This window comes from Ruegeria sp. BB5, from assembly GCF_056539405.1.
This window is the reverse complement of the sequence record NZ_JBQFUX010000006.1, coordinates 137955-162482: the sequence shown is the minus strand read 5'-3', so window position 1 is coordinate 162482 and position 24528 is coordinate 137955. Positions and strand designations below refer to the sequence as shown.

Below are 24528 nucleotides of genomic sequence, written 5' to 3'. Positions count from 1 at the left end.
TCAAACTGCCTGAGAACCCAAACCTGGGATTCCAGAAGTCACATTGAGCATGAACCCCGCCAACACTGCTCACGTTTAGTTACGACCCGGATTGCGATGTCCATGCAGTAAGGTGTTTCAGTAGCGTCCCAACCCGCAGGCAAGTTCGCAACAACAAGAATCCTTTATTGAATCCCTTCAGAGACTGTAGGTGCACTCATAGCGCTGCATTCCCAACATTGATTTCATTGAAGAAAATCTTGGAAGCTTGCCCATAGCTCTGCGCGGTATTTGCGCATAACTTTGTACAATTCGCCCATAAGTTTGCGTGCCACAGAGAACCCATCGAAAAATGGGGCCTCTGGCACATCTGCTACACACAAATGCAGTTTACTCCCAATCGCCAGCAGATGAGCGCCACGTCTTAGCGTCCGCATCCCAAACACTGGCGGTGACGCAAGGCGTTGGGTTTATTCCGTCGCAATTGGATCCATGAATATCCGCAACAACAACGCGTTGACGCCCAAAATCAACAACCGTCCAGCCCTGGTTGAGCAAGGATTGAACCTCCTCTTCAATCAAGAAGTGCGACATGCATCCGCCAGTTCCGCAGTAAAGAGATGCGGCGCTCGAACACGCAAAACCAGACTCATTCAAAACCCAGTCGCGTTGTAGGTCTCCGTCGAGATCGACCATCTCAACCGCACCCCAATCTAAGTCAAAATGACCGTCGTTGAACTCCGCGCAGGCTTGTGCCGCCAGATCAACCATTTCCCGCAAACCGATGGGAAGTCGCGAAACATCAGCCGCGACAGCTGGTGAGTTCCATACTAGGCCAGAGGCCAGAGACCAGCACAATCCTAAAATCCAACCCTTTCAATTGACGCACTACTTGGGAAGTCGTTTGGAAGGTGGCATCAATTGCATTGTTCATACCTGTAGTCCCCGTATTCCAGCCAGTTTGCTGAGCCTTCGTTAAAAATCAGAAATTCGGACCTGTCTTCCCCAAGCAGGGCGACAACAAATCCCGCCGGCGGCTCAGAGTTTCCGAAGTAACTGTAGGCTGTCATGGCTCTGATCGACGCACCGTTAACCGTTACTCGCGCGTCCCACTCTCCGTCCGGGTTGTCCAAAATTACGGGTTCGATCACGCGTTTTATCGCTCCGCCACCACAGTAGACGATGCCTTCGGGTGCTTCGTAGGAGGTCCCCTGGCTAGCATCTAAATCGCAGGCGGAACGAAGGGACCGAATTGCCGCGCCGGAACCTTTCAAGTCAAAGATCCCATAGCTGACATCTTGATCAATCATGGACAGATTAACCGATGCATTGGCTGCAAGCTGGTCCAGTACAAAATCATAGTCCTGCTGACTATTGAAACTGACCTCGACGGGATAGTTGTCGACGATCTGCAAGGCAGCGTTTTCTGCGCCAACCTGAAATGCTCCAACTTCGGTGGTGCCGTTCTTCAAAAATCGAATGGAAAGCCCCTGCTTCTCCACAAGGTCCTGGCTGTCCTCATATCCAGCCGGTGCAAAGCGGATACGGTTACACTGTAGTTCCAGCGTCATGTTTCCAGATTGAATAAATGCATTGGGATTGGGCCCGGAACTAAACGACCACTCCGCTGATGCTGTAGTCGCCATAACCACCATCAGCGTCCCAGTGGAAATTGTTTTGAAACTCATTTTCTCTCTCCATAGTGTTACGGTTCGCACTGCTATTCAGCAGGGAGTCCGGCCAATTGCCCGGGCAGCCAGGTCAGGAAACAGGTTCGCCGTATTCGTTTGCGCCTTCTTGGGAAGGGCGCGTCAACCACCAGATCATCAGAATGGACAGAACCAATTGAAGAATTGAGACAACAACAATACCGGACACGCCCAGGACTGCCGCAGGTCCTCGCAATGCGTCAGGGTTCTCGGTCCCTTGCTCCAATACCGAGAAGAACGCCACCCCACCCAGCATAACAAAGAGCGTTGTAATGCTGAGCGCCATCGGCAGCAGCAAATACCAGCCAGGTCGTCCTGTATCATGCAGTCTCCGCCAACCGGCGGCCAGCATAGGTATGAGAACAGCCAGTTGGAAAACAGAGGACATGACGCGAGATCCTTGCCCAGTTTCTGGGTTGGTCCCGAATATGATCGTATCCAGCACAGCTAAAGCAGCACTCACGAGAACCACAAACAAGAAGAACCACCAGTATTCTGAGCGTATAGCCCGACCGGAGAACTGGAAGTATTTCGAGAAACACGTCTTAACGGCTTCACCAAATCCCATCTTTCAATCCCTTCATTGTTTCTGTGCGGCCTCAAATCGCTTCGCCACTCAGGGGAACACACTCGCAGCTACCACTTACTTTTTTGTTTGAACGCAGAGGCCTATCGTACGAGAGCGTAGAGAAATTTACGCGCGGAAAAAACATTGATTTATGAGAAATTAGATTCAAACATGCGAATTCGACACAACTTTATTTTACCTCCGTTGTTGTCGTTGCTGCTCGCTGTGCCGAGCCCTTCCGACTGCTGGAGTGAGTGCTGGCGGTCGGAAGGCACTTTACAATGATTGAGCGCTGGGAGGACGCGATGCTCAGACTTAACGTACTCGCCCTCTTTTCAGAGTTTGCTCTAGCATTTGCTAGTGACGTCATTCGGCCTTCACACGTTATTGTCGGCCCCGATAGTCAACGAAATATCGTCCCGCCGACCAAGCCCCCCGCGGCAAGTTTTGGGTAAGATGGTCACAGGATCGAGGTATGTTCTATTGGCTGCACAGACGCGAGAGCTTCAAACAAGCGCATCCAATTTCACTAATTTCAAGGGAACCAGAGGGAGAAGAAAATGTCTAACAAGTTGGTGATGATTGCAGGCGCGACATGTTTCGCACTGCTTGCGGCCTGCGACGATACGAGTACATCAAGCGCGTCCGCCGAGCTCACGCCGGCTCAGCAGGCGTGTTTGCGAGATGTAGCCAACACGACAAACAATTCGCAAGTCGTGGTGCTCTCATCTGCGTTTAGCGAGGCGGGAACACAGGTCACAGTCGGCGTTGGCGAGGATCGTGCTCCTTGGAATTGCATTGCTTACAGTGATGGCGCGACAGCTGGTATCGAGTTCCTGGGCGACGAAGGCGCATTGTGACCTGTCTGCTGCGTAGCTGAAAACGGCTGCGCAGCACTGGCTTGATCTGCTGAGGCTCGACTTGGTTTGTAGAACCACCATCATCGTATTCGCGGTCCTGTACCTGTTGGCGTTGGTTGCATTCTTGACGGGCAAATTTGGCTGGTTGGGACAGGAACGAGACCCTTTGTCCGGAGTGTTCCTACTGCCGTTGGGACTACCCTGGATACTTGTAGCGGACTTAATTTCGGAGTCCGCCAAGCCGTGGTTTGCAGCGATTGCGCCGATGCTCAACATTTTGGCGCTGGTTTTCATTTGCAGATGGGCTCGCAGTTTACACCAGAAATGAAGGCGGAGCTCTGTCTCACCAAAAGGGAGGAAAACATGGGAAAAGTGATCTTGGGAATTGTGATCGGGCTCGTCCTCGGCGTGGTTGGGGCGATGACCTTGGGTGGTGGGGCCGCGATGGGTGTCGGCGTTGCGACAGGCTTGTCCGCCGGTGTCTGCACCACATTGAAAGGAGCACAAGCCGAGAACCTTATCACTGCCGAGCAAGCGGATCAGATCCTCAATCGCGTGAATTCCGAAATGGCGTCAATGCAAGGAATTGAAACGACGGGCGAGATCGTCGGCAGCGCACAGGCATGCGATGAATTTCTGTCAAAGTTACGAGAAGCGAAGTGAGGTTCCGCTTTGTACGGAACAAAACAGTAAGGACAAGCCAACAGGGAACCATCTGATGAAACTCGTTTTACTCAAGCTCCTCACATCCATGTTCGCAATCGCGAGCACAGCTGCTTTTGCAATGTCAGAAGCCGACGATGCTTGTATCGACCATTTGCGGCAGGTTGGTGGACCAGACGGTCAATCCGGAACGATTGAAAGCTCTCAGTTCTCGGAAGCTGGTACGCTCGTTATGCTGCGTGATGCAGGTGGAACACTTTGGCGCTGCATCGCTTACAAGGATGGAAGCATCGGCGAGATGTCGGTTGTCGAAGCCATGGATGATGGCGGTGGAGCCATGGACGGTGCCGCCGGGTCTACCGGTAGCCAGCGTGTCAAATTCGATGTCGGGTCCACCGGTGTCGAACTCGTCGGCCAACTCGCGCCCGGCGCCTCTCAACAATATGTCCTTGGCGCGCAGAACGAACAGTTTCTGTATGTGCGCGTCGCGCCACGAAACGGGTCGTTGGACTACGTCATTCGCAACCCTGATGGCTCGGAGCTTCTGGAGTTGATGTCGGCGGACAAGGAATACCGGGGCCAGCTTTGGCAATCTGGTGACCATGTCGTTGAAGTTATTAACCGGGGAAATGCGCAAGTTGACTACAACGTCATATTTGGAATCGAGTAAGACCACGCGTGAGTTGCACTGGATTTTTGGATTGCTGGAGACCAGAAAGGGAGAGAAGAAATGAGAACCAATCTATCGCTGCTTGGAGGCGCAGTTTGTGCCCTTGCTTTGGCGGCTTGTGACGATAACGGGGGATCAGTGGATACTGGGTCGCCAACCGTCGGCAGTTCAAACGACCTTTCGTCTTTTGAAGGTGCGCGCGCCGGTCAGGCTGAAATGGGCATCCAAAGTCTCGGATTTGAACTCATCCGAAGCGAAGGTCTCACCTCGTACTGGTTCAACCGGAATACAGGCGCTTGCGCGCGCATTACTACATCTGAGGGTCGGTATTCAGATGTCACCATGCTTCCTTCGTCCGACTGCTGAATTTTGTCCGGATTAGTTTATAAAAGTGAAGGAGGCTGAGAAATGCACTTCGATCTTGCACACGCTGTGGTGACTGTTGCAGCTTTGATAGTCACAAACCTCGTATTGAAATCTGCGGGGGTGATCAACGAAGAAAACAAACACCAATGGAACTGGAAAGTTGTTCTGGCCTACTTCGTAGTCGTCTTTCTCATCAATCTGGTGTGGCCAATTTGAAACTTCAGGACGGGAAGCCAACCGCCCACCTTACATGGTTACCGTGAACGAGCCTCTCCGCGGGACTCCCGGCAAGAAAAGCGTGAGCATCGCTGGCTGAAAACAGAAAGGAATACACATGCGGTTTTTGACGTCCCTCATATTCATTGGTGTTCTTGCAACCGCGGCGAATTCTGATGTGACCAGTCGAAACGGTGGCCCAAGCAACAGTCAAATGCTTTCAAAGGGTGGCGACGGAGGAGTTGATGGTGTCGCTTTTTTTCGCCCAGTCTTAAGCGGAGTATTGTATCGCTCTGGTTTCAAAGGCGGCGACAAGGACCGAACGGGCCTGAGTGAGGGACAACGCGAAACTTTGTGCGGTGAAGGGTTTTCAACCGGGTTTTATGCCGACTTTGGCAAAAACACTGAGTACGGTCGCATCAGTTGTGGAAACGGATCCTTTGACTATCAAAGTGCCAGATCCTCCCGACCCGGTGCTGTCATGGCTTCCATACACGAGGTGATTGAAAACCCTGGAAAAGGCCCTGTCTTGGTGCACTGCATGTGGGGCGTTCATTCCTCGGGGGCATTGTCGGCAATGGCGCTCGTTCAGTTTTGTGGTTGGACGGAAGAAAGGGCCAAGGAATATTGGAATGATGCCCGAAACGGGGCCCCTTGTTCAGGCGGGTGCGACCAGTGGATTGACTCAAAATTCTCCAACTTCAGCGTCGACCCCAAGTTGAAAATCTCCACCGAACAACAGGCAACGATTTGCCCCAAATGATATTGGGAGGACTATCCAAATGAAGTTCATCCTTCTGGGGTCACTTGCTTTCATTGCACCCGCCGTCTTGTGGGCGAACGACGATGTTCTAGGCAAAGCCACGACATTTAATAGTCCCAACGGTGTTACTGAACGCTGTATTCGGATCGAAAAAGTTCCAACGGGCGAGTACAAGAACAGCGATCTTGAGGAAGAAGCGGCCTATTGCGAGATCGATTTCTATGCCTCCGAAATTGCTATTTGCCCAAAAACCTGGAGCACCAGCCCAGGAATGGCCGTCTACGATATTTCGGAAGGACCTTACGTGGGGAACCGTTCTGAATTCGAGAGAAACGCTTGCAAGGAGGGGAAGGCGGCAAAAGATCTGGCCAAGGACAGGGTGGCTAAATTCAAGTCCACCATGAACCAAAAAGGCACCAGTGGAACGTTTTCCACGTCTTCACTGCTTTACTATCATTTCTCCAGATATTTCGACGCAACTGTCAGAGTTCCAGTCGCTGTTTGGCGTAGCATGGACGCCCAGGCGCATTTTTCCGAGGTCGCCGAGCCTGGCCTTGCGATTTCTGGTGGATCTCATGGCGGGCGCATGAACCACGAAGGCTGGCGGGTCTTCGCAGCTGCGGATGCTGACCCGAAATCATACCAGCCAACCGACGATCTATTCTCCGCGGATCGAACGCAAATTTACGGTGTACTGCTTGATAGTCCTGGGCATCGATACGGCTCGGAAATCAACGGCACTCGTAAGTCTGGCTGGGGGAAAGGTCAAAACCGCGATTTTCAGGAAACCCCCGCTTTCTTGGCTTTGCGTTCTTCAAAACCCTTGCCAGAATCCATTGCAGAGGGCGTTAAAGAAGGCCGAAAAGACCGGATGATCAACAAGGATCTCGGCCCCGATGTCAGTGACCAACAGATGGCATTTTGGATGCAAGAACTCACCGAGATTGTTCTACTCGACTTCATCTTTAGCCAGCAGGACCGTGTGGGAAACATAGACTTCACACCCTATTGGTATTGGGTCGAAGACGGAGACCTGAAGCATAGGAAGGCCAAGCACCATGAACCAAACGATGGAGACGTTCCCGCCGACGCATTATTGATCCGTCGCAGCAATCTAAACGACAACGATGCTGGTGGGCGGGTCGAGTATGCCAATTTCGCAAAATCTACTCAAATGCTAGAGAAAATACGGCACTTCTCTCCAAGTACGTATCGGCGCTTGGTCGCTTTGAATAATGACCTTCAATCTCAAGGTCCCGTCTACGGATGGTTGTCGCAAAGCTTTGGGTTGTCAGACAGTCAGATTGCCCAAGTTGTGAAAAACACCGCGCTGGCAACATACATCCTCCAGGACAATTGTTCTAATGGTGATTTGATGTTCGATTTGGATCCTGTCGCATTCTTTTTGAGAAACGACACCGAAGTGGAGGCCGTGAACTGTAGTGACCCGTAAGCTTTCTACGCTCTTTGCGGCATTCATTTGGACCGCTCTGGTCGCCTGCAAAGCGGCGGCATTGGATGTCATCGTCATATCGGATCTGAATGGCAGCTATGGTTCGGTAAGATACGATGCCCGCGTCGACAAAGCGATTGAGCGGATAGTCGAGATTGATCCAGATCTGGTTATTTCGACCGGAGATATGGTTGCGGGGCAGCGCATTCCCAACTTGTCCGACAAACAAGTCAGGGATATGTGGAAGGCGTTTCACAAGGCCGTATCAGATCCTTTAGCGGCTGCCGGCATTCCATTTGCGGTCACGCCAGGAAACCATGATGCCTCTGCGTACCGTGGGTTCGAGCGGGAAAGAAAAATATACTCAGAGGAATGGACTCCGAGAAAACCAGACGTCGACTTCCTGCTTTCAGATGACTACCCGTTCTTCTACGCATTTGAGATGCAGGGCATTACGTTTGCGTCTCTGGATGCAACGACCCTAGGACCCCTATCCGGTGACCAGCAGGATCGCCTACAGGAACTGGGTGCAGACGGAGACCCGATTGTCACTTTCAGTCACCTCCCACTTTGGCCATTCGCGATCCAGCGCGAACGCGAAATCATCGGCGACCCAACACTTGAAAAAATCTATTTGGAAAGCGGTGTCGTTCTGCATCTGTCAGGCCACCATCATGCCTTCTATCCAGGTTGGAAAGACGGTGTTGCTTACGTCTCCCAAGCTTGTTTGGGAGGTGGTCCCCGACGGCTTATCGGCTCAAAAGCCAGATCACCTCACAGCTTCACTCATGTTACGTTTCAGCCAAACGGAGAATTTGGGATAGCAGTATATCGAGGACCTGATTTCGAAAGGTCGGTAAACTTCAAGTCGCTTCCGAAAGAGATCAGATCCCCGAACGCGGTGTTGAAACGTTTGGACCTTGTCAAATGACTAGAGGTTGAGTTTCAGTTCAACTTTTTCAGGAACCAGATCGTTTATCATCTCTTCTATCCGGGCTTCTGAAAGTCCACCCGAGGTGATGAAAAGCAATGAAACGCGAGATTTTCCGGGGACGTGGTGTTTTCTGACCAGCTTCCATCCAGCGTCTGCGGCCATAGCTTCAATGGCGCCGCTGACGTTCAATGAGTGCTCTTCGTCTGAGGCCTTCAGGGAAACTTCGACACCCCTGTTGCGTCCGCCTAGCCAAATGAAACACCAACACACAATCGCCACCAGAGTGGCCATCAGCGGCAAGCCCAAACCGACCGCAAGACCAAGAACCGTTACGATAATCATTTCGACTGTATCGACCGGGTCATCCAGATTGGAGCGGAACCTGAGCAACGCGCCGATGCCAAAGATAACGAAACCAATCATTGACCCATGTTGAACAACGAGGAACCCTACGGCCATTCCGATCAGCGCGTACAGGAAAAACAATCTGGGCATAACCAGATCGCTGACACTTCGGCGCGCTTTACGTCGTACGGGATGATAGACAATCAAAGCGGTCAAAATGATCGTTACGATGACGTCCAGTGTGAAAAAGTAGAGTTCCTGCTTGCCGCGGAACTGAGTCCAGCTTCGTTCAATTACTATCTCTGACTCGGATGTTCCTGCAAGCAAGGAAGCAGGATCAATCTGAGAATAGCTAACACTAGGCAAAAGCACCGCCAAAAGGACCGATGCAATCGAAAATAGCTTACTCAACAGTCTTTTCCTCCCGCTGAATCGTCGAATATTCGCTCTGTAGTGAGTAACTTGGCTTAATCGCTCAACACCTCACGACTAAGCCGCACTCCCATAGACCAATTCAACCTTATGAATTTAGTTCCGGTAAAGCCTTGCTGGATCAGACATCATACTTCCGCCAAATACTGTGTTAGGTTGGACAACATCGATTTTTGATCGAGTATGAACTAAGTCCAAACGAACGCAGGTTTTACTCGAATGAACCAGCCAAATGATCGGCACAAACGAAGAGTTGCAAAGGCAATTTGCGCGAGCCTTGCTGTGATCGCCAACGTTTTTGCGTTAACGAGCCCAGTGAGAGCGCAGACTGATATGTTGGAACTTATTGGGTCTTACAAAGTGGCAGATAATTCAGCGGGCTTTTCTGAGCCATCCGGATTGTCGCTTTCCAGTGTTCATGGATTCTTGTGGGCAGTAAGCGATGAAGCATCGAAGCTGCACCTTCTAGGAGTAGATGGAGAGCTAAAGAGTTCGTTCAAACTTCCAGAGTATCTGGGCACAGACTTGGAAGGTGTCGCTGGAAGAAAGGATGGGTCTGTATTGCTGTTACAAGAAACTGACCGATCCATCGTAACGGTCCAACCCACAGACCCAATTAAAGTCAATTCTACTCCAATTTCTTCACTCAGGGGCTACAGCAAAGTTGCTGAAATGCTTGCTGAGAACCCTTTAAACAAGGGACCGGAAGGGATCACTGTAGATCAAGACTCTGGGCAAGTATTCATAGTCATTGAGGGTCAACCAAGACTGCTGCTCGTCATTTCCTCGAAAATTGATGAGATTATTGGAGTAGTTCCATTAGCGGCTGAGGCTGGTTTCGTTTCATCTCGCACCGACGATGATGAACTAGACATCAGCGGGATCGCCTGGTCCGGCAAGACCAAGTCTTTATGGATACTCAGCGATGAAGGGCGCCGAATATTCGTTTTTGATCCTGAAGTTCTGACGGTCAAAACTATCGATTTAATTTACTCCAAAAAGGATGAAGTAAAGGAAGTGAAGAATCCTGAGGGGATAGCTTTGGATGAAAGTGGTGGCGTTCTTTACATCTTGACCGATGATGGCAAAAAGTCACGCCTATACGCATTTGTTTTACCGCAGGTTTGATTGCCGAAAAAAATCGCACTGGCTTGTCGTATTCAATTGCAGAAAACGAAATGGCCACCTCTTCCCGCATCTCGGGAGTTGCGCATCCCAGTATCGAATGTCCGGTTTGGGCTGGAAGCGGCCATCCGAAAACCTTCCCCGGCAATTCGGCGATGGCGCGAAATAAGCAAAGAATTAGACCCGAAGATATGGAGCCTCGAACTAAGAAAGTTGAAGGTTAATGCGCCCAAAGTTTTGGGCCAAAAACGCAATTCTTTGGGCGAAATGCAAAGCTATGGGCGCACCTACAAGAGTGTAGGTGTTCTCATAACGCTGCATTGTCTTCATTGAAGACATGCAGGAAATTCGGCTGTGTTCGCCCATAATTCTGCGCGGTATTTGCGCATAAGCTTGCACGATTTGCCCATAAATTTGCGCGGTTCGAAAAACGCTCTCAATTGATGGCAGCTGTCGCGCTCCTTCTTCAGCTTTAAAGGGCCATCTCTCAATCATAGGTGCATTCTGGGCGACAAAATTCAACCCTTGCCTGAAGGACGATGCTCGTCAGCGCTTGTGGTAAATTGCTGAACTGGAATCCAGTTTCTGAAGCCCAAATTCTGCGGAAGGCCGTGACGTGCATTCTATTCGATTTAGCCGAACGAGCCAAAAGCCTTCGTTTTCCTCGGCAGCGGTTCTATGGCCGAATTACGGATTTGAATAGTGCTTTGCCGATGCCTGCTCAAGTTCTCGTGCGCGGTCAGGCGATCCACCCAAAAGCGTATCCCGCGGCGAGAGATCCCAAAATGGCAAGCAAAAGATAGAGCAAGAATGGCTTCAGTTTGAGAACCGGGGCGATGGCCATTGCGCCCCAGATACTGACCACACCACCTGAAACCAAAAAGGCCATGGCGGCACCTTTAGACATGCCGTTGTCAATTAGCCCACGCGTAAGTGGGAGCGCAGCGTAACCATCGATATAGGCTGGTGCACCCAAAAAAACCGCTGCGGGTATAGCCCACCATTGATCCTCGCCAACATAAGCCGCAAGCACCCCTGGGGTCAGTGCAGCATTCAACGCGTATTCGGCCGCAAAGGCAGGAATCAGGCAGATTAAGATAAGCCGTGCCGTTGCCCAGAATTGTTTTCTGAATGAATGCCGACGTGCTTGAGTTCTCCAAACCCATGGGTCGAAGTTTTGGTCATTGCAACGTCGCGCTGTGCTGAGTTGGCGTGCCAGACCATTGTTGCGAAGCGCGTACAATGACCAAGGTGCTTTGGCAAATAAGCTGGTAACTGCCCCTCCGAACACACCCAATCCGAACGCTGCGAGCGTTTTGCCAATTGCAAAGCTCAATCCCAGAGTGGCAGCGGTCGTTGCGAGCATCGCAGGGTCTGTGATCGGGGATGACAACCAAAACGCCATGATCGGGGCAAGCGGCACGCCAGCAGCCAACAACCCTGCCATCAATGGCAGTACGGTGACACCGCAAATTGGCGTGATGGCCCCGATCAATGATGCGGCCACCACTGTTCGAAGTGTCCTGCCTTCGAACACGCCAGCAATGTGGGTGTCTGCTCCGCTGGCGATGATCCAGGCCGCCAGAAGGATGCCCGGAATAACTATCGGGGCAACGGCAACGAGGCCCCAGAGGACAAACCTAGTGGCATCCGCAAAGTGTTCCGGCCAGGCGAAACCGATTCTGACCAACAGCAATAGGCACACGCCCCAGACCACATAAGTCTTACCTGATTGCCGGCGGACAATTGTCTGATCGGTCATAGGATACTCCTTTGATCTTGAAAAATAGGAGTTGAACAAACATGTGTGAAACGAATAGTTTCAATCACTGATATTGGTAATTCAAATGGTAAATCTGGATAGCGATTTGTTGCGCACCTTTGTAGCCGTCGCCGAAGCAGGCAGCGTCACGGATGGCGCCGCACGTATCCATAGGTCCCAATCCGCCACAAGCCTTCAAATCAAACGCCTCGAATCCATCCTCGGCCAACCCGTATTTAAGCGGCACGGGCGCGGGGTCGTCCTAAGCGATGCAGGTCGTCTGCTGTTGCCCGTTGCACATGAAGTGACAACACGTCTGGACGTGGCATTGCAGGACATTTCCCAAACGGCCGTGACGGGCAAACTGCGCATAGGCGTTCCAGATGATCACGGTCGAGCCAAACTGGCCCAGATTATCGCAGCATTCACCCGCCACCACCCACAGGTCGAGTTGGAGGTGACCTGCGCTTTGAGCACCGGTTTCCCTGACGCCATCGACAAGGGGTCGTTGGACCTTGCAGTTTATGAAGTTGAAAGCCCAGAGCCTCATGAAGAACTGTTGTTTGAGGATCCAACATGTTGGGTCTCATCCGCACATCGGGAGTTTTCAGTCGATGAAACTTTGCCGGTGGCTGTATTCGATCACGCCTGTTGGTGGCGCGACGCGGCAATCGCTTCGCTAGAGCACCGCGCAAAACCATACCGCATTGTCTATTCCAGCCAGAGTGTCGCTGGTGTAATCGCGGCGGTCGAAGCAGGGATAGCGGTCGGCCTACTGGGGCGTTCCTCACTTCATGCCGGTCTATCGATAGTGGGTGAGACCCTTGGTTTCAGCAGAACGTCCACCTCGAAGTTGGTGATGGCGGCAGCCGGTTCACAGGAAACCGGGCCATTGGATGCCATGAAAACGGCTATCCGCTCTGCGTTTCTAACTAAAATCTAGAAGACGTGCCTTTTGGCCAGCCGACCGATCCACAAGCTCTTCTGAGTCTCACCGTAGCAAAACCAATTTTTTTGAAATTGATGATGCGTCAGTTTCCCAGACTTTCAAACCAGTCAAGCGCTGTGGAGCTCCATCCTGTCGGGTAACCGTGCCCTCCGTCATGCAGAATGATTTCGAGACTACCGTATTTGCAGTTCCAGCGTTTGCGCCACAGACCCTCGGTCATTTCGTGATGTGCAGCATTGGGTGGGCATTTGTTTTCTTGCCGCCACACCGACAGGCCTTGCCAGATATCTGCCTGCGTGATGGTAAGGTCAAACTCCTCGCTGTGAATTGCGCGACCTTCAAGCGGAACAACTTTGTCGGCAAACCCGTGGGTATGGAGCAAGTGTACTGGCTTTAGACAATCTTCGGTTGCCGGGAGCCAGAAACCACCGGAAGCTGGCGCGTAACCAAGCGCTATTTCCGGTGCAAGACAAGCAACTTCCCAGACCATTGATCCGCCTCTGGAAAATCCTGTCAGCAACACCCGGCCCACATTCACGTTTGCACGAAGGGCAGCGTCAGCCAAAACCTCACGGAGAAATCTTACGTCTGAGCGACGGTAGGTGTTCCAACCGTCTCGAACAGACCAGTCGGTGGGTTTACCATCCAACCATGGGAGCGCGGTTGGCGCGATAAATGCGTATCCCCGCTTGGTGAATTCTTCAACGAACGCCGAGTTCCCTACAATCTTCTCACCTGTACCGCCATAACCGTGCAGGTGCATCACAGCAGGTCCACCCTGCCAATCGTTCGGAAGAACGATATGATATTCTCCGGTTTCAATCTTGCACGAATTTGTTTTGTCACCACAATCGAGGGCGATTGCCTGCCCTGAACTCACGAGTAAAACTAAAACGGCCAATACTTTGTTGTGCATAATGTCCCCCTCGGGGATTTATGTTAGCACACTTCAACACAGAATTTCCTGAGAGAGCTTACTCGGGCAGCCCCACCAAACGAAGTCCATCCAGGATTGCGTCCCAACGTGTTGGGTCCTGAAAATGGAACCTGCGCACGCCGCTAACTCGGAAGTCCGGATCTGACGCAATTAGAGCATCCCGCGCCCTTTCTCCTTCATCAGGTAGACCAGCCTGACCGGCTGCGCTGGCAAGGTACATTTGTGCGACCGGCAGCCCCGGCGAATTTTGTAGCGCTCGGTTGGCGCTGGCGATGGCATTCTCGAAGTCGCCCATAACCAGATAAGTCTGGGCCAACGCTTGTGGGACACGGTGATATATCCGGTTCTTGGCAAGAGAAAACGAGCCCTTTTTGATGGACTTCAGCGCTAACTCTGGTTGGCCCATCAGGTTCTGAATCCAGCCCAGTACCATATGCCCCTGAGCGAACTGCGGACTGATTTCGAACCCGCGTTCAACACACCGCACCGCCGCTTCCAAATCGCCGGTAATACCGTAGTGAAAAATCCCCCGGATCAGGTGCAAGTAGTCGCTTTGGTCATTCAACGATACCGCCTTGCTCAACCCGGCGTCGGCCGCTTCGATATCCTCCGTGTTTATCGGACGGTAACCCCATACCAACTCGCCGATCAACGTGTTCGCCTTCATTCCAACGGCCATAAAATTGCGTGGCTGGACCGTCAGGATCCTGTCCAGCAGACGGCCCGCCGCGTCCCATTCTTCGGGCTGCGATCCCATCATGTAATGCCCTGCGAGGTTCAGCATTGCCTCAGGATCGTTTGTCTCTGTCTCAGCCGCGTGCTCAGCAATTCGTTGCAGAATTCCGTATCGGATCGTTGTTGCGATTTCACCTGACAACAGATCTTCCGCCAAGAAGGGATCAGAAAGATCACCGTTCATCCGCTGGGTCAGATAGGTTGCTGACGTGCTCGTCTCGCGTAGCTTTAGGGTGGTACGGACCTGGTTGCCGGACGCCTGAAACACTGCGGTTGCGATATGATCCGGGTCCGCATCGAGAGCGATCAGATCCAATCCGGTCAGATTGGCAAGCGCCGCCTCTACCGTGTGATTGCAGGCCTCTGCCAGCATCTTGGCATCATCATTGCTGCCAAGGCCTTCGAATGCCGCGAGGGCTATGGTCGGTTTCCTGGATGTACCACCGATGGGTGGTGTGCTGACACCGTTCTGCGCACCATCTTGGTCGGGGGGCCAAACAAAGGCGCGGATCGGGCGCGAGATGTTTTTTAATGTCAATTCACCGACATCCGCAAATAGCACGTCCATTACGCCAACGATCTGGTCACGAACGGCAGCGGAGATGCAAATCCCGCCCGTCGGGGCTGCGCCCTCTAAGCGAGCTGCGAGATTCACACCGTCACCATAGATATCGCCGTCATCAACAACCACATCGCCTATGTGAAGGCCCATGCGGTAACTGATCTGCCGATCCTGAGGCGTGGATTCTTCCTCTGCGCGAACGGCTTCTTGTGCAGATATCGCGAAACGAACCGCTTCCACTACACTAGAAAACTCGGCCAGAAATCCGTCGCCCGTTGACTTGATGATCTTACCACCTGCCTGCGCAACACCGGGATCAAACACGGACACGCGCAGTTCTTTCTGACGGGCCAGCGTGGCTTCCTCGGCGGCTTCCACAAGCCGCGAGAAGCCGACAATGTCAGCCGCCAAGATCGAAGTGAGTTTGCGTTTCAACCTTCGGCTCGCGTGTTCAAGGAAATCCAACCGGTTTTGTCCGGTTCGGTCACAGCGGCACCATCCCCTCCAAACGATGTCGGAACCGTCTTCCACTTCGGCAGGCCATCAGCCATGTCGAAAACACGCTCGCCGTAGAAGATGTGAAAGGCCGGCTCGAAGCTCAATCCGGATTCGGCCAGCGACATTGCGTAGACCGCTACAATGTCCTTTCCGGGTTTGATATTCACCAATGCACCTCCGCATTTGCCGCAGGAAACACGATGGCTTTCATCATTCTTGTCCGAGTGAACCGTCGGTCCTGACAACGAGACATTGTCTGCCGACCAGAGGCACCAGGCATTGACCGGCGCCGAATGCCATTTTCTGCAAGAGTGGCAATGACAATAAGCCATGACCATCGGCTCACCGGCAGTAGAAACACTACATGCGCCGCAATAACAGATTCCTCGGTAGGTTTCAGAATCATCACTCATTTTCCATCTACCCCCAATCGAATAATGGCTGTTAACGCAAGTTTTCCGCCACGCCTTCTTCTCCAATGCACTGCCAGTTATACATTCCAATTGCCGGGTCCCAAAGTGGCTTATTTACCTCTGAAACTGCGCTATCGAAGGTGCCGGAGGTGCTTCCAACTTCGCGCACCTTATCGCGTTGCGGATGCCTAAAGATGCAACGCAATCGCGAGATCGTGGAGCAAAACTTACAAAGTCCTAAGACCCGGCTCGCCATTTCAGGCGCTCGCCACGCTAATGCATTCAAAAGACTGCGTTGGTCAGAAGGTCAAAGGATAACGGCATCCAAGGACTTTGGATGTTCCGTTATTGCCTCCCAACCATCTTCGGTGATTATGAAACTGTCGCCAACCTGCGCACGAAATGTATCGACTGACACTGAACCATCAACAGCGAAAACCATCCCTGGCTGCAACACTGTCGTGTCGCCGGTGACGAGCTGTGGTTTCTCCAAAAAGCTATAGCCGGTCGCGCGACCACACCGGAACGGGTATTCAAAACCCGCCCCCTGGATAACCTCGGCATAGGCGGTATGCACACTTTCGGCGGTCACACCTGGGCGCAGCTCTGCCAGTGCGGCGGCCTGACTTGCCACGGCAACCTCATAGATATTCTCTTGTTGTTTGTCCGCCACCTCACCAATCCAAAAGGTGCGGTCAAAACCCAGTTTGAAGCGGTGAAAATTGGTCATGCCGCAAAAGCACAAAAACACCGGCTCGCCTCGTTTCATGATCCGGGTTGAGGCGCGATGATGGGTTTTGGTGATGGTGTCGCCCGACGCCATTATTTGCAGAAAATGAGTGTTGGGCGACATGTCCGCGTCATCGTAATGCGCCACTAAAAGCTCGGCGGCCTTTCGTGTTCCAGCCTGGGACGTGGCAATCGCAACTTCGAACTCCGGCACTCCGTCTGCAATGGCGTCGCGTCCGGCGTCCATCATAGCGCTTGCAACTTGCCCGGCATGCCGGGCCAATTGAAGTTCCTGGGCGGATTTTATCATTCGCATTTCAGCCAATATCGGTGTGGCGCTGACCAGGTTTTCCACCGGGACCAACGTTTCCAGATATGTCCGCACAACAGGCGGCATGTGATCAGGCTCGATCCCGACGCGCTTTGCCATTTTGACCGCTTTAGGCAGTTCCGATCTCCACTCTTCGCCCATACCGTCATTCCAGGCCGCGATACGATCAACATGAGCCGCCGAACGTGCCGCGTTCAGGTCTATTGTCGGCGTGATCAGCAGGCTTTCGCCTGATCGGTGCACAATCAGGATGGTTGGACGCCCGAACTCCATATGCAGGTAGTCATAATAGCCCGTCAGATAATAAACGTTGTCGTCATCGGTGATGAGAGCAACGTCGATTCCGGCTTCTTTCATGTGAGTGCGAAAGCTTGTCATCCTCCCAGCAAACATCGTCAGTCTCCATCCTGAAGGTGTCAGTTGAGCTTCTCAAATTGAGTTGCGTGATCGAGACGGTAGAACACGTTTGGTCCACGGTCTATAAAAGCAAAGTCAAGCACCTGTCATGAAGCTTCGCCAGCATTTCATCGGAATTACTTCTCGGATCACTGTTTTTCCCGTTAAAGCCTATCATCAAGCTTCAACCATACGGTGATACGCCGCCGTAAATAAAACAGCAGCGCTATCCGCGATCTACCTCCAAAGCCATTTCCCTTAGGTGTCGCATATCCGTACCGCAGCAACCGCCAAACACCCTGATAGACGGGTTCTTCCGCAGGACATCCGCAATTTCTTGGCCGAGCTGCACGGGATCTCCTTCATCCAAGGTATCGGCCTCATCCAGTTCTGCGTGCGAACAACTTGATGCATTGGCAACAACACCTTTGAGCCTTGGATGCGCGTTGAGCGCGTCGGCAAAGTGCGTCGGGTGTGCGCAGTTGACCATGTAGAACAGAGCCGCGCCGTCTGTTTCTGCTTCGATCTGGTCTATGGCATCAACAAGCTTGGTGCCGTCAGCCAAACAGCCATCGGTTTCGACGACCAATGACAAAATGATCGGTAAATCAATATCTCTTGCAGCCAGAACACAGCCAGCAGCCTCGCTTAGGCGGTTGAACGTGTACGCGGTCACCAGATCAACACTGGTTTCTTTCAGAACAGCAAGTTGCGCACCGTGGTAACTACGCGCCGGTTCAACTGTCATGGGCGGGACATCAGCGTAAGGATCGTATCTTGGGCCGACGCAGGCGGAAACCAAAACGTCATCCCGACCAGAAGCCTTGCGCACCTCCTCCATCAGTGCGACACCATCCTTGTTTACCTCACAAAGACGTTCAGCATCGTAGCCCAAAGGTGCAGCACGGTCGGCATTGGCCATCCATGTCGGTGCGTCGAGAATGCACCCAACACCCATATCGCCGGCCAATTGCACGAGCGCTTGCATTTGTCCGGCCAGAACAGCCCGGGTGTCAGGCTTCTCCAGCAAGGGAAACGACGCAAAACCCGGAAGCTCGATACCGTGGTTAAAGATCAGGTCCGTACCTGTACCTGCATAAACCAAAAATTTCTTGTTCCCCTCGCCTGGAAGTCTCCGCGCCATTTTGCACCCCTCGAACACCGGCATTACTCCGCATCCACAATAACAATGATCAGATCTTCTGCAAAACCGAGGTGTTTACTTGTCCGTTCGGACGCTTTCTGCATTTGCGGTATCGGCTAGGCATATTTAAGCGCGAACCGCCGGAGATTCTGAACAAGCGTGGCTGTACCGTTCTAACCTATAGCCGGTCCTTGTTACCTCGGAGCGGCAGGTTCAAGCTGACACAAAGGACCGGCCGTTCTATCCTTTCTAGGTGGAGGAGAAGACATGAGTGATAAGATCGAAGGCGGCTGCAAATGTGGGCTGGTGCGATACTCTGGATTTCGCTCTGATCTTCCGATGTTTCGATGTCACTGCCGAGATTGCCAGCAGCTCACCGGCTCGGGACATTCAGAGATGGTGCCACTTGTGGCCAAATCTGTTTCGATTGGTGATGCGCTCAAAACATTTGAAATGGCAGGAGGATCAGGGTTGTCGACCTTTAGCGGATTTTGCCCGAACTGCGGCTCACCGCTGATCCGTAGAAGTGAACGGATGAGTGACTGCATCTACGTCCATGCGGCATCAATGGACGATCCCTCCAAGTATCTTCCGGCGAAATCGATCTACAGCGAAGCAGCTCAGGCTTGGGACGAAGCAGTGATAACAACTGAAGGGGCAGGCACAAAGTAACCTCGAATGTCTTTGTTTACTTCCGCCTGAACGCGCGTTGCCAAATCCGCACGTATTGCATCACGCCGTTCTTTCGGCTGACGCTTGAGGAGCGATGCCGCACGCACTGCACCACCATCAAAAACATCAAAAAGCATCTTAGGATCTGAAACGCACAATTCGCTTGCAACATCGATAAGCCGCACATTGCGGAAACCTGCATTTTCGACCATTGGTTTGGCAATTCCACTGTCTACGAGCATGTGCGCATCCGGGCCCGCAGGCAGAGAGATGGATGGGTCGGCCAGGCGTTCAACAGCATCGAACAGCCAGCCAAACGCGCCATCTGATCCTTTGCCACGCCAAATCGAGAAGGCAACTCTACCGCCCGGTTTCAGCACTCTGTTTACTTCTCTGAAACCGCGTTCGGGGTCTGGAAAATGTGGGACGCCGAACCCGATTGTGACCGCATCAAAGGTGTGATTTGGAAACTCCATAGCCATTGCATCACCCTGAACGAACCGCGCTGTTGGCACAGCTGATTGGGCGAGCTCAATCATCGGCTCAGAGAAATCCAAGCCCGTTACATCCGAGCCGCGGGCCACAAGCTCTGCTGCCACGACACCGTGTCCGGTGCACAGATCAAGCGCTTTGCAATTCGGCCCGGCAGCGACTTCGTCTGCAAGCTTTCTGGCAACCAGGCGCGTCGCCATTTCAAAGCCGTCGGCATACCCTTTAGCAATAGACGGATCCGCCCACCCTCGGCGTTCCATTTTCTCAAAGTCTGCTGTATCAGTCACTTCAACCCCCCAAAGCTCCAAAATGTGACAAGAATACACTCAAGCAAGGTTCGGGCCAGATATGTTTTTCAAGCCTTGTCAGGATCGATCCGGATACTCGCCATGTAATCGCGAGTGCCTGATCTTTATTAAAGCACGAGACTTGAAAGCGGTTGTGCTCCGTAGTGGATGGATTCAATCTCAATAATGGGTTTGCAGTTTCTGGAGTGACCCGATGGACATAGTTCGACTTTCCGAACGCCTCATGGGCATGAAAGACGAAGTTTGGTTGCGGCATACAAACCCTTGGTCGGTCTGGACCCGCGTGCTGACACCGCTGCCCCTTTTGGCGCTGGCGATCTGGAGTCGGGCGTGGATTGGTGGTTGGGCATGGGTTGCCGTCGGCGTGGTTTTGGTCTGGGTCTGGATCAATCCGCGTGCGTTCTCCCGACCCAAGACCTTCGAAAGCTGGTCAGCCCAAGGTGTATTGGGCGAGCGTGTCTGGCTGCGATACCAAGACAAGATTGCGGCTCATCATATTAGAATGGCCAAAGCACTTGCCTATGTCAGCGGATTGGGTTTGCTGCCGTTTGCATACGGTCTTTGGGCGTACGACTTAGGAGCCACATTCCTTGGCATTGTTGTGATCTCGGGCGGCAAGATGTGGTTTGTGGATCGCATGGCGTGGATCTGGAGCGACTTTCTGCGTGATGGTGGGTCGTTGGAAGACCTGGCGGCTGGGACGTAGGCCCAGTCACTTATCTTTCTACGGCAGCCGCCAAAGTAGTGGCCCAATTTTAGGGGGCAAAGACAATCGACGATTTGCAATGAATTGGTAGTCCGCTTTTTTGAACAACCATCCTTCCGAACCAAGTGGATGTGAAGCTGTTTTTTCAGACGGTATTTGTCACAACAGAATATTCGATTTTGAATATAAAAGTGGATTCATGGCACCCCTGTATGTTCTCCTTAGCGATTAAAGAGGGGGACGGATAAATGAGACGACTATTCAATATCGGGCCAATTTGGCTATTTCTTTGCATGGTGACTCTCACAGGTGCTTTTTCTGCCAACGCCCAAGAAACGACGGATGCGCAGGAAGCTGTCGAAGTAGAGCAAGACGAACTTCTTGATGAGGTCGTTGATACATCCATTTCGGGCGAAGATTTGGAGATCCTGATTGTTCCGTTGACAGCAGATGAGCTTTCCGAGGTCGCAGGCACTTGGCAAGGTATTGTGCGGTCGCAACTCGAAGAGGTCGCCCAGATTAATCTCGGTCTTCGGACAGCAAGTGGGGAGCAAGAAAACGACCTCCGGTCACAATTGGCGTCCCTAAGTGACTCAGGATCGGCGCTTTTGAACAACTATCGGTTGGTGCTTGAGGCGTGGACACTGAAAGGGGCCAAGGCAGAAGACCTGCAACCCCATTCCGACTACATCCTTGCATTAAAGGCAGGGGCGCTCAAAACAACTGACTTTCAGACACTAATTCAAAATGCTTGGGCCTGGTTGTTCTCCTGGGAAGGGGGCGTGGGCCTTTTGATGGCTATTTTGGGTGTTTTGCTAGCCGTGTGGGCCATGATGTTTGTCGCCCGAATGGTGCGCCGCGTCACCGAACGCGGTTTAGAAAAAATTCCGACAATTTCGAGGATGCTGAAGAGATTCATCGCCACAGCAGTTTTCTGGGCTGTGTTTGTTCTTGGGATACTCGTTGTCTTGGCCTTGTTCGGGGTGAACGTCACTCCGCTTTTTGCCGTTCTTGGTGGCTTGTCTTTCATCCTGGGCTTCGCGCTTCAGGAAACTCTAGGCAATCTCGCAAGTGGTCTGATGATTATGGTTTTGAAGCCGTTTGATACTGGCGATTACATTCAAGTCGGAGGGTCATCCGGCTTTGTGGATGAGATGTCTGTGGTTTCAACCAAAATTCGTACGTTCGACAACCAGATTATTATCGTTCCAAACAGTAAGATCTGGGGAGACGTGATTACCAACGTAAGTGCCTCGGAAGAACGCCGGGTCGATCTGGTTTTTGGCATCGCTTATACAGACAACGCGGCGCAAGCAATCGATGTTCTCAAAGAACTGGTTTCAAAACACGAGCTCTGTTTGAAGACACCCGAGCCCGAGGTTTTCGTCGGCGAGCTGGGAGACAACTCTGTCAATATCTTCTGTCGCCCGTGGTCCAAATCTGACGATTACTGGACCGTCTATTGGGACCTGACGGGGCAAGCAAAGGAGCGGTTTGACGTAGAGGGGATTTCGATACCTTTCCCGCAGCGCGATGTTCACCTGATACCCGTAGAGGGAGCAAAGTCATGAGAGCTTTTGTAGTTTGGTTCACGACTGTTTTGTTTGCCAGCAGTGTCGCGTTCGCCCAGTCAGAAGAACCGCTTGTTCCGACTGAAGAAAGAGAAGATTCTGAATTTGTTGCTCCAGTAATTGTAGATGGGGAGGAACTGTTCGTCGTTCGTGGTTCGAGTGCCCTTCCTGCAACTGAGCGGGCCGACAAGGTTGCTGAGCGCCTTTCTGAGGTTGGCGACGCTTCTCAGAGTTCGAGCATAAATGTTGAAATCATGGACTCTGAGTTCGGGAAACTCATTAGAGCCGATGGCCAGATGATTACAACGACGACCCAAGCGGATGCCGAATATGAACAGATGGACGTCGAGAGTTTGGCCGCACTACAAGCCGAGGCTATTGAAACCGCGATCCTGCAATATCGTGAAGCGCGATCCAACGAGGGCCTAGTCGACAGTGCAATTGCTGCCGTTGCATGGACAGTCATTTTTGCTCTGGTTTCATATGCGTTCTTCGCCAAACGACGAAAGCTGTTGGACTACATCAGAAGCAACTTGGAAAAGAGAGCAGAAGGTTTTGAGGAAGCCACAAAATCGATTCTAAGAAGCAAGGCTATTGCCTCCATCATCGTTTACGCATTCCACGTTTTGATGTGGGTCTTCTTCCTCTTTTTCTTCTATTACTACCTTTCCTTAGTTCTGCTTTCTTTCGCGGAAACACAGGGCATAGCCCAAATACTGTTGAAATATGTCAGTGAACCGCTGGTCACTGTGGTTTTGGCCATTGTCGGGTACATTCCCAATCTGATCATGCTTGCGATTATAGCCGTTGTGACTCGGCTGGGAATTCGAGGCCTCGATCTTTTCTTCGAAAACATTGAGAGCGGAGCCTTTGAGCTAAAGGACTTCGAGGATCATTGGATTGCACCAACAAAAATGCTGTGCAGGGCTTTGTTCATCGTTATCGCGTTGGTGTTTGCATACCCTTACATTCCTGGTTCCGACTCTCGCGCCTTCCAAGGTTTGACTATTCTTGCCGGCATCATGGTTTCGCTGGGATCCAACACAGTTGTTTCAAATATGATGGCCGGTCTGTTTGTCATCTACAGACGCAGCACTAATGTGGGTGATCGAATTCAGGTCGGTGACAAGATCGGCGACGTAACAGAGATCAAACTGATGGAAACACTCATCAAATCGATCAAGAACGAGATGATCAGCATTCCAAATGCCCAACTGCTCAATTCCGAAGTTGTGAACTACTCACGCAAAGTGGATGGTCGGGGGCTACTGGTGCACACGACGGTGGGGATTGGCTACGAGGAGCCTCCCAAGAAAATCAAAGCGATGCTGATTGAGGCGGCACACCGAACTCAAGGCCTGAGAAAGAGCCCGGAGCCATTTGTGCTTTGGACCCAGTTGGCAGATTACGCGATCAACTATGAAATCAACGCGTACACTTCTCGTGGATCGAGTTTGCCAAAAATCTTGTCGGATCTTCGTGAGAACATTGTCGATGTTTTTAATGAAAACGAAACTCAAATAATGACTCCGTCTTACATCGCTGATCCGCCGGAACCCAAAATACCTTCAGCTGATTGGGATGGTGAGCTTGCTCACATATCTGACTAACAACTCGTCAGGGGCATCTGTGAAACTTCAAAAACGCAATACCGCCGTCGTCGGATTGGATTGATTGACATTGAGCAATGATTAGAATCAAACAAGAAATCTTCAGAACTCAGCGAGGCTCCGGATGATCAAGTGGGTACTTTCCGCAACTGTAGTGCTTCTGCCTGGGTATGTTCACGCAGCCGGGATGGAACAGTGGGGTGAGTCCGGCGACTGGGCAATTCTCATCGATCCAGAAAAAGGCAACGGTTGTCTCGCGTGGAGAGCCTTTGAAGACGATATGACAGTAGAAATTGGCGCTGCACCAAACCAGGCTGGCGGCTTTTTTGCCGCCTACAATCCGGCCTGGGTTCAAGTCGAGGACGGTGCGACAGGCATAGTAAGATTTGATTTTGGTGATGCGCAGTTCGAAGGTGAGGCTGTAGGTGTCTACAAGAATGGCGTGCCCGGTGGCTACGCATTTTTTGACAATCCGGCATTTGTAACCGAGTTTGGAAAACGCCAAAGCGTTACGATCATTGGCGAAAGCGGAGCCGAAGTCGAACTCGACTTAAGCGGATCCGCAAAAGCCATTGAGGCCGTTCTGGCGTGTCAGGCGGAGCAGCCGGAACCACTGAAGAACTAGGTCGC

25 protein-coding genes are annotated in these 24528 nt (G+C 52.1%); 14 read left to right on the top strand and 11 right to left on the bottom strand.

Annotated features, from left to right (window positions below; genetic code table 11):
* Positions 1–369 precede the first annotated feature (369 nt).
* From ACR0DL_RS14975 to ACR0DL_RS14965, 3 genes are all read right to left on the bottom strand, one after another.
* Complete coding sequence (locus tag ACR0DL_RS14975) at positions 370–750, bottom strand: hypothetical protein (protein WP_480689894.1); 381 nt, start codon at positions 748–750, stop codon at positions 370–372.
* A gap of 146 nt (positions 751–896) precedes the next feature.
* Positions 897–1667, bottom strand: a complete 771-nt coding sequence (locus tag ACR0DL_RS14970) for a hypothetical protein (RefSeq protein WP_480689892.1) — start codon at positions 1665–1667, stop codon at positions 897–899.
* 73 nt (positions 1668–1740) lie between these two features.
* Positions 1741–2256, bottom strand: a complete 516-nt coding sequence (locus ACR0DL_RS14965; RefSeq protein WP_170552488.1) for a DUF805 domain-containing protein — start codon at positions 2254–2256, stop codon at positions 1741–1743.
* A gap of 560 nt (positions 2257–2816) precedes the next feature.
* Here ACR0DL_RS14965 and ACR0DL_RS14960 point away from each other — a divergent pair.
* The 7 genes from ACR0DL_RS14960 (at position 2817) to ACR0DL_RS14930 (ending at position 8178) form a co-directional block, all read left to right on the top strand.
* A complete protein-coding gene (locus tag ACR0DL_RS14960) occupies positions 2817–3116 on the top strand; it encodes a hypothetical protein (protein ID WP_171617724.1) in 300 nt (99 codons plus the stop codon).
* 243 nt (positions 3117–3359) lie between these two features.
* Positions 3360–3779 carry a hypothetical protein gene (locus ACR0DL_RS14955; RefSeq protein WP_425082516.1) on the top strand — a complete coding sequence of 140 codons (420 nt, stop codon included), beginning with the start codon at positions 3360–3362 and terminating at the stop codon, positions 3777–3779.
* Positions 3780–3834: 55 nt separating this feature from the next.
* On the top strand, positions 3835–4449 hold the full coding sequence (locus ACR0DL_RS14950) for a hypothetical protein (RefSeq protein ID WP_480689890.1): 615 nt from the start codon (positions 3835–3837) through the stop codon (positions 4447–4449).
* 408 nt (positions 4450–4857) lie between these two features.
* Positions 4858–5031: a hypothetical protein gene (locus ACR0DL_RS14945; RefSeq protein WP_170399849.1), complete on the top strand. Its 174-nt coding sequence runs from the start codon at positions 4858–4860 to the stop codon at positions 5029–5031.
* A gap of 118 nt (positions 5032–5149) precedes the next feature.
* Positions 5150–5794: a hypothetical protein gene (locus ACR0DL_RS14940; RefSeq protein WP_480689888.1), complete on the top strand. Its 645-nt coding sequence runs from the start codon at positions 5150–5152 to the stop codon at positions 5792–5794.
* Between the two features lie 19 nt (positions 5795–5813).
* Entirely contained in the window at positions 5814–7247 is a 1434-nt protein-coding gene (locus ACR0DL_RS14935) for a hypothetical protein (protein ID WP_480689886.1), read from the top strand.
* Complete coding sequence (locus ACR0DL_RS14930) at positions 7237–8178, top strand: metallophosphoesterase family protein (protein ID WP_480689884.1); 942 nt, start codon at positions 7237–7239, stop codon at positions 8176–8178. Before ACR0DL_RS14935 ends, ACR0DL_RS14930 begins: the two co-directional genes overlap by 11 nt.
* On the opposite strand, the gene ACR0DL_RS14925 is transcribed toward ACR0DL_RS14930, so the two are convergent.
* On the bottom strand, positions 8179–8937 hold the full coding sequence (locus ACR0DL_RS14925) for a DUF4956 domain-containing protein (protein ID WP_480646785.1): 759 nt from the start codon (positions 8935–8937) through the stop codon (positions 8179–8181).
* Between the two features lie 354 nt (positions 8938–9291).
* Between ACR0DL_RS14925 and ACR0DL_RS14920 the strand changes: the two genes are divergently transcribed.
* Positions 9292–10086 carry an SdiA-regulated domain-containing protein gene (locus tag ACR0DL_RS14920; RefSeq protein ID WP_170552473.1) on the top strand — a complete coding sequence of 265 codons (795 nt, stop codon included), beginning with the start codon at positions 9292–9294 and terminating at the stop codon, positions 10084–10086.
* A gap of 736 nt (positions 10087–10822) precedes the next feature.
* Here ACR0DL_RS14920 and ACR0DL_RS14915 read toward each other — a convergent pair.
* Complete coding sequence (locus tag ACR0DL_RS14915) at positions 10823–11845, bottom strand: permease (protein WP_480689882.1); 1023 nt, start codon at positions 11843–11845, stop codon at positions 10823–10825.
* A gap of 85 nt (positions 11846–11930) precedes the next feature.
* Here ACR0DL_RS14915 and ACR0DL_RS14910 point away from each other — a divergent pair, with 85 nt between their 5' ends.
* Positions 11931–12788, top strand: coding sequence for a LysR substrate-binding domain-containing protein (locus ACR0DL_RS14910; RefSeq protein ID WP_170361932.1), 858 nt, complete (start codon positions 11931–11933; stop codon positions 12786–12788).
* 88 nt (positions 12789–12876) lie between these two features.
* On the opposite strand, the gene ACR0DL_RS14905 is transcribed toward ACR0DL_RS14910, so the two are convergent.
* The 5 genes from ACR0DL_RS14905 to ACR0DL_RS14885 form a co-directional block, all read right to left on the bottom strand.
* Entirely contained in the window at positions 12877–13710 is an 834-nt protein-coding gene (locus ACR0DL_RS14905) for a CE1 family esterase (protein ID WP_480689879.1), read from the bottom strand.
* A 58-nt stretch (positions 13711–13768) separates the two neighbouring features.
* Positions 13769–15463, bottom strand: a complete 1695-nt coding sequence (locus tag ACR0DL_RS14900) for an adenylate/guanylate cyclase domain-containing protein (RefSeq protein WP_480689877.1) — start codon at positions 15461–15463, stop codon at positions 13769–13771.
* Positions 15460–15939 carry a GFA family protein gene (locus ACR0DL_RS14895; protein ID WP_170361929.1) on the bottom strand — a complete coding sequence of 160 codons (480 nt, stop codon included), beginning with the start codon at positions 15937–15939 and terminating at the stop codon, positions 15460–15462. Before ACR0DL_RS14895 ends, ACR0DL_RS14900 begins: the two co-directional genes overlap by 4 nt.
* 307 nt (positions 15940–16246) lie before the next feature.
* Positions 16247–17392, bottom strand: coding sequence for a M24 family metallopeptidase (locus ACR0DL_RS14890; protein WP_170361928.1), 1146 nt, complete (start codon positions 17390–17392; stop codon positions 16247–16249).
* 229 nt (positions 17393–17621) lie between these two features.
* Positions 17622–18563 carry a homocysteine S-methyltransferase family protein gene (locus ACR0DL_RS14885; RefSeq protein WP_480638611.1) on the bottom strand — a complete coding sequence of 314 codons (942 nt, stop codon included), beginning with the start codon at positions 18561–18563 and terminating at the stop codon, positions 17622–17624.
* Between the two features lie 243 nt (positions 18564–18806).
* Between ACR0DL_RS14885 and ACR0DL_RS14880 the strand changes: the two genes are divergently transcribed.
* Complete coding sequence (locus ACR0DL_RS14880) at positions 18807–19211, top strand: GFA family protein (protein WP_480689875.1); 405 nt, start codon at positions 18807–18809, stop codon at positions 19209–19211.
* Here ACR0DL_RS14880 and ACR0DL_RS14875 read toward each other — a convergent pair.
* Positions 19160–19903 carry a class I SAM-dependent methyltransferase gene (locus ACR0DL_RS14875; RefSeq protein WP_480689966.1) on the bottom strand — a complete coding sequence of 248 codons (744 nt, stop codon included), beginning with the start codon at positions 19901–19903 and terminating at the stop codon, positions 19160–19162. The two genes, ACR0DL_RS14880 and ACR0DL_RS14875, sit on opposite strands and share 52 nt — an antisense overlap.
* Positions 19904–20204: 301 nt before the next feature.
* Between ACR0DL_RS14875 and ACR0DL_RS14870 the strand changes: the two genes are divergently transcribed.
* From ACR0DL_RS14870 to ACR0DL_RS14855, 4 genes are all read left to right on the top strand, one after another.
* Positions 20205–20717: a DUF6653 family protein gene (locus ACR0DL_RS14870; RefSeq protein WP_170379546.1), complete on the top strand. Its 513-nt coding sequence runs from the start codon at positions 20205–20207 to the stop codon at positions 20715–20717.
* Positions 20718–20965: 248 nt separating this feature from the next.
* Positions 20966–22288, top strand: a complete 1323-nt coding sequence (locus ACR0DL_RS14865; RefSeq protein WP_480689873.1) for a mechanosensitive ion channel family protein — start codon at positions 20966–20968, stop codon at positions 22286–22288.
* Positions 22285–23898 (top strand): mechanosensitive ion channel family protein, encoded by a 1614-nt coding sequence (locus ACR0DL_RS14860; RefSeq protein ID WP_480689871.1) that lies wholly within the window; start codon positions 22285–22287, stop codon positions 23896–23898. Before ACR0DL_RS14865 ends, ACR0DL_RS14860 begins: the two co-directional genes overlap by 4 nt.
* A gap of 124 nt (positions 23899–24022) precedes the next feature.
* Positions 24023–24523, top strand: a complete 501-nt coding sequence (locus tag ACR0DL_RS14855) for a hypothetical protein (protein WP_480689870.1) — start codon at positions 24023–24025, stop codon at positions 24521–24523.
* Positions 24524–24528 lie beyond the last annotated feature (5 nt).

What these genes read in the sequence shown, in the direction of transcription:
- ACR0DL_RS14890 (WP_170361928.1), bottom strand. Translation starts at nt 17,392, where the DNA reads ATGTTTGCTGGGAGGATGACAAGCTTTCGCACTCACATGAAAGAAGCC.
- ACR0DL_RS14895 (WP_170361929.1), bottom strand. Translation starts at nt 15,939, where the DNA reads ATGAGTGATGATTCTGAAACCTACCGAGGAATCTGTTATTGCGGCGCA.
- ACR0DL_RS14935 (WP_480689886.1), top strand. Translation starts at nt 5,814, where the DNA reads ATGAAGTTCATCCTTCTGGGGTCACTTGCTTTCATTGCACCCGCCGTC.
- ACR0DL_RS14910 (WP_170361932.1), top strand. Translation starts at nt 11,931, where the DNA reads ATGGTAAATCTGGATAGCGATTTGTTGCGCACCTTTGTAGCCGTCGCC.
- ACR0DL_RS14965 (WP_170552488.1), bottom strand. Translation starts at nt 2,256, where the DNA reads ATGGGATTTGGTGAAGCCGTTAAGACGTGTTTCTCGAAATACTTCCAG.
- ACR0DL_RS14915 (WP_480689882.1), bottom strand. Translation starts at nt 11,845, where the DNA reads ATGACCGATCAGACAATTGTCCGCCGGCAATCAGGTAAGACTTATGTG.
- ACR0DL_RS14860 (WP_480689871.1), top strand. Translation starts at nt 22,285, where the DNA reads ATGAGAGCTTTTGTAGTTTGGTTCACGACTGTTTTGTTTGCCAGCAGT.
- ACR0DL_RS14875 (WP_480689966.1), bottom strand. Translation starts at nt 19,903, where the DNA reads ATGGCGACGCGCCTGGTTGCCAGAAAGCTTGCAGACGAAGTCGCTGCC.
- ACR0DL_RS14970 (WP_480689892.1), bottom strand. Translation starts at nt 1,667, where the DNA reads ATGAGTTTCAAAACAATTTCCACTGGGACGCTGATGGTGGTTATGGCG.
- ACR0DL_RS14950 (WP_480689890.1), top strand. Translation starts at nt 3,835, where the DNA reads ATGAAACTCGTTTTACTCAAGCTCCTCACATCCATGTTCGCAATCGCG.
- ACR0DL_RS14975 (WP_480689894.1), bottom strand. Translation starts at nt 750, where the DNA reads ATGGTTGATCTGGCGGCACAAGCCTGCGCGGAGTTCAACGACGGTCAT.
- ACR0DL_RS14865 (WP_480689873.1), top strand. Translation starts at nt 20,966, where the DNA reads ATGAGACGACTATTCAATATCGGGCCAATTTGGCTATTTCTTTGCATG.
- ACR0DL_RS14880 (WP_480689875.1), top strand. Translation starts at nt 18,807, where the DNA reads ATGAGTGATAAGATCGAAGGCGGCTGCAAATGTGGGCTGGTGCGATAC.
- ACR0DL_RS14920 (WP_170552473.1), top strand. Translation starts at nt 9,292, where the DNA reads ATGTTGGAACTTATTGGGTCTTACAAAGTGGCAGATAATTCAGCGGGC.
- ACR0DL_RS14870 (WP_170379546.1), top strand. Translation starts at nt 20,205, where the DNA reads ATGGACATAGTTCGACTTTCCGAACGCCTCATGGGCATGAAAGACGAA.
- ACR0DL_RS14960 (WP_171617724.1), top strand. Translation starts at nt 2,817, where the DNA reads ATGTCTAACAAGTTGGTGATGATTGCAGGCGCGACATGTTTCGCACTG.
- ACR0DL_RS14940 (WP_480689888.1), top strand. Translation starts at nt 5,150, where the DNA reads ATGCGGTTTTTGACGTCCCTCATATTCATTGGTGTTCTTGCAACCGCG.
- ACR0DL_RS14945 (WP_170399849.1), top strand. Translation starts at nt 4,858, where the DNA reads ATGCACTTCGATCTTGCACACGCTGTGGTGACTGTTGCAGCTTTGATA.
- ACR0DL_RS14855 (WP_480689870.1), top strand. Translation starts at nt 24,023, where the DNA reads ATGATCAAGTGGGTACTTTCCGCAACTGTAGTGCTTCTGCCTGGGTAT.
- ACR0DL_RS14885 (WP_480638611.1), bottom strand. Translation starts at nt 18,563, where the DNA reads ATGCCGGTGTTCGAGGGGTGCAAAATGGCGCGGAGACTTCCAGGCGAG.
- ACR0DL_RS14905 (WP_480689879.1), bottom strand. Translation starts at nt 13,710, where the DNA reads ATGCACAACAAAGTATTGGCCGTTTTAGTTTTACTCGTGAGTTCAGGG.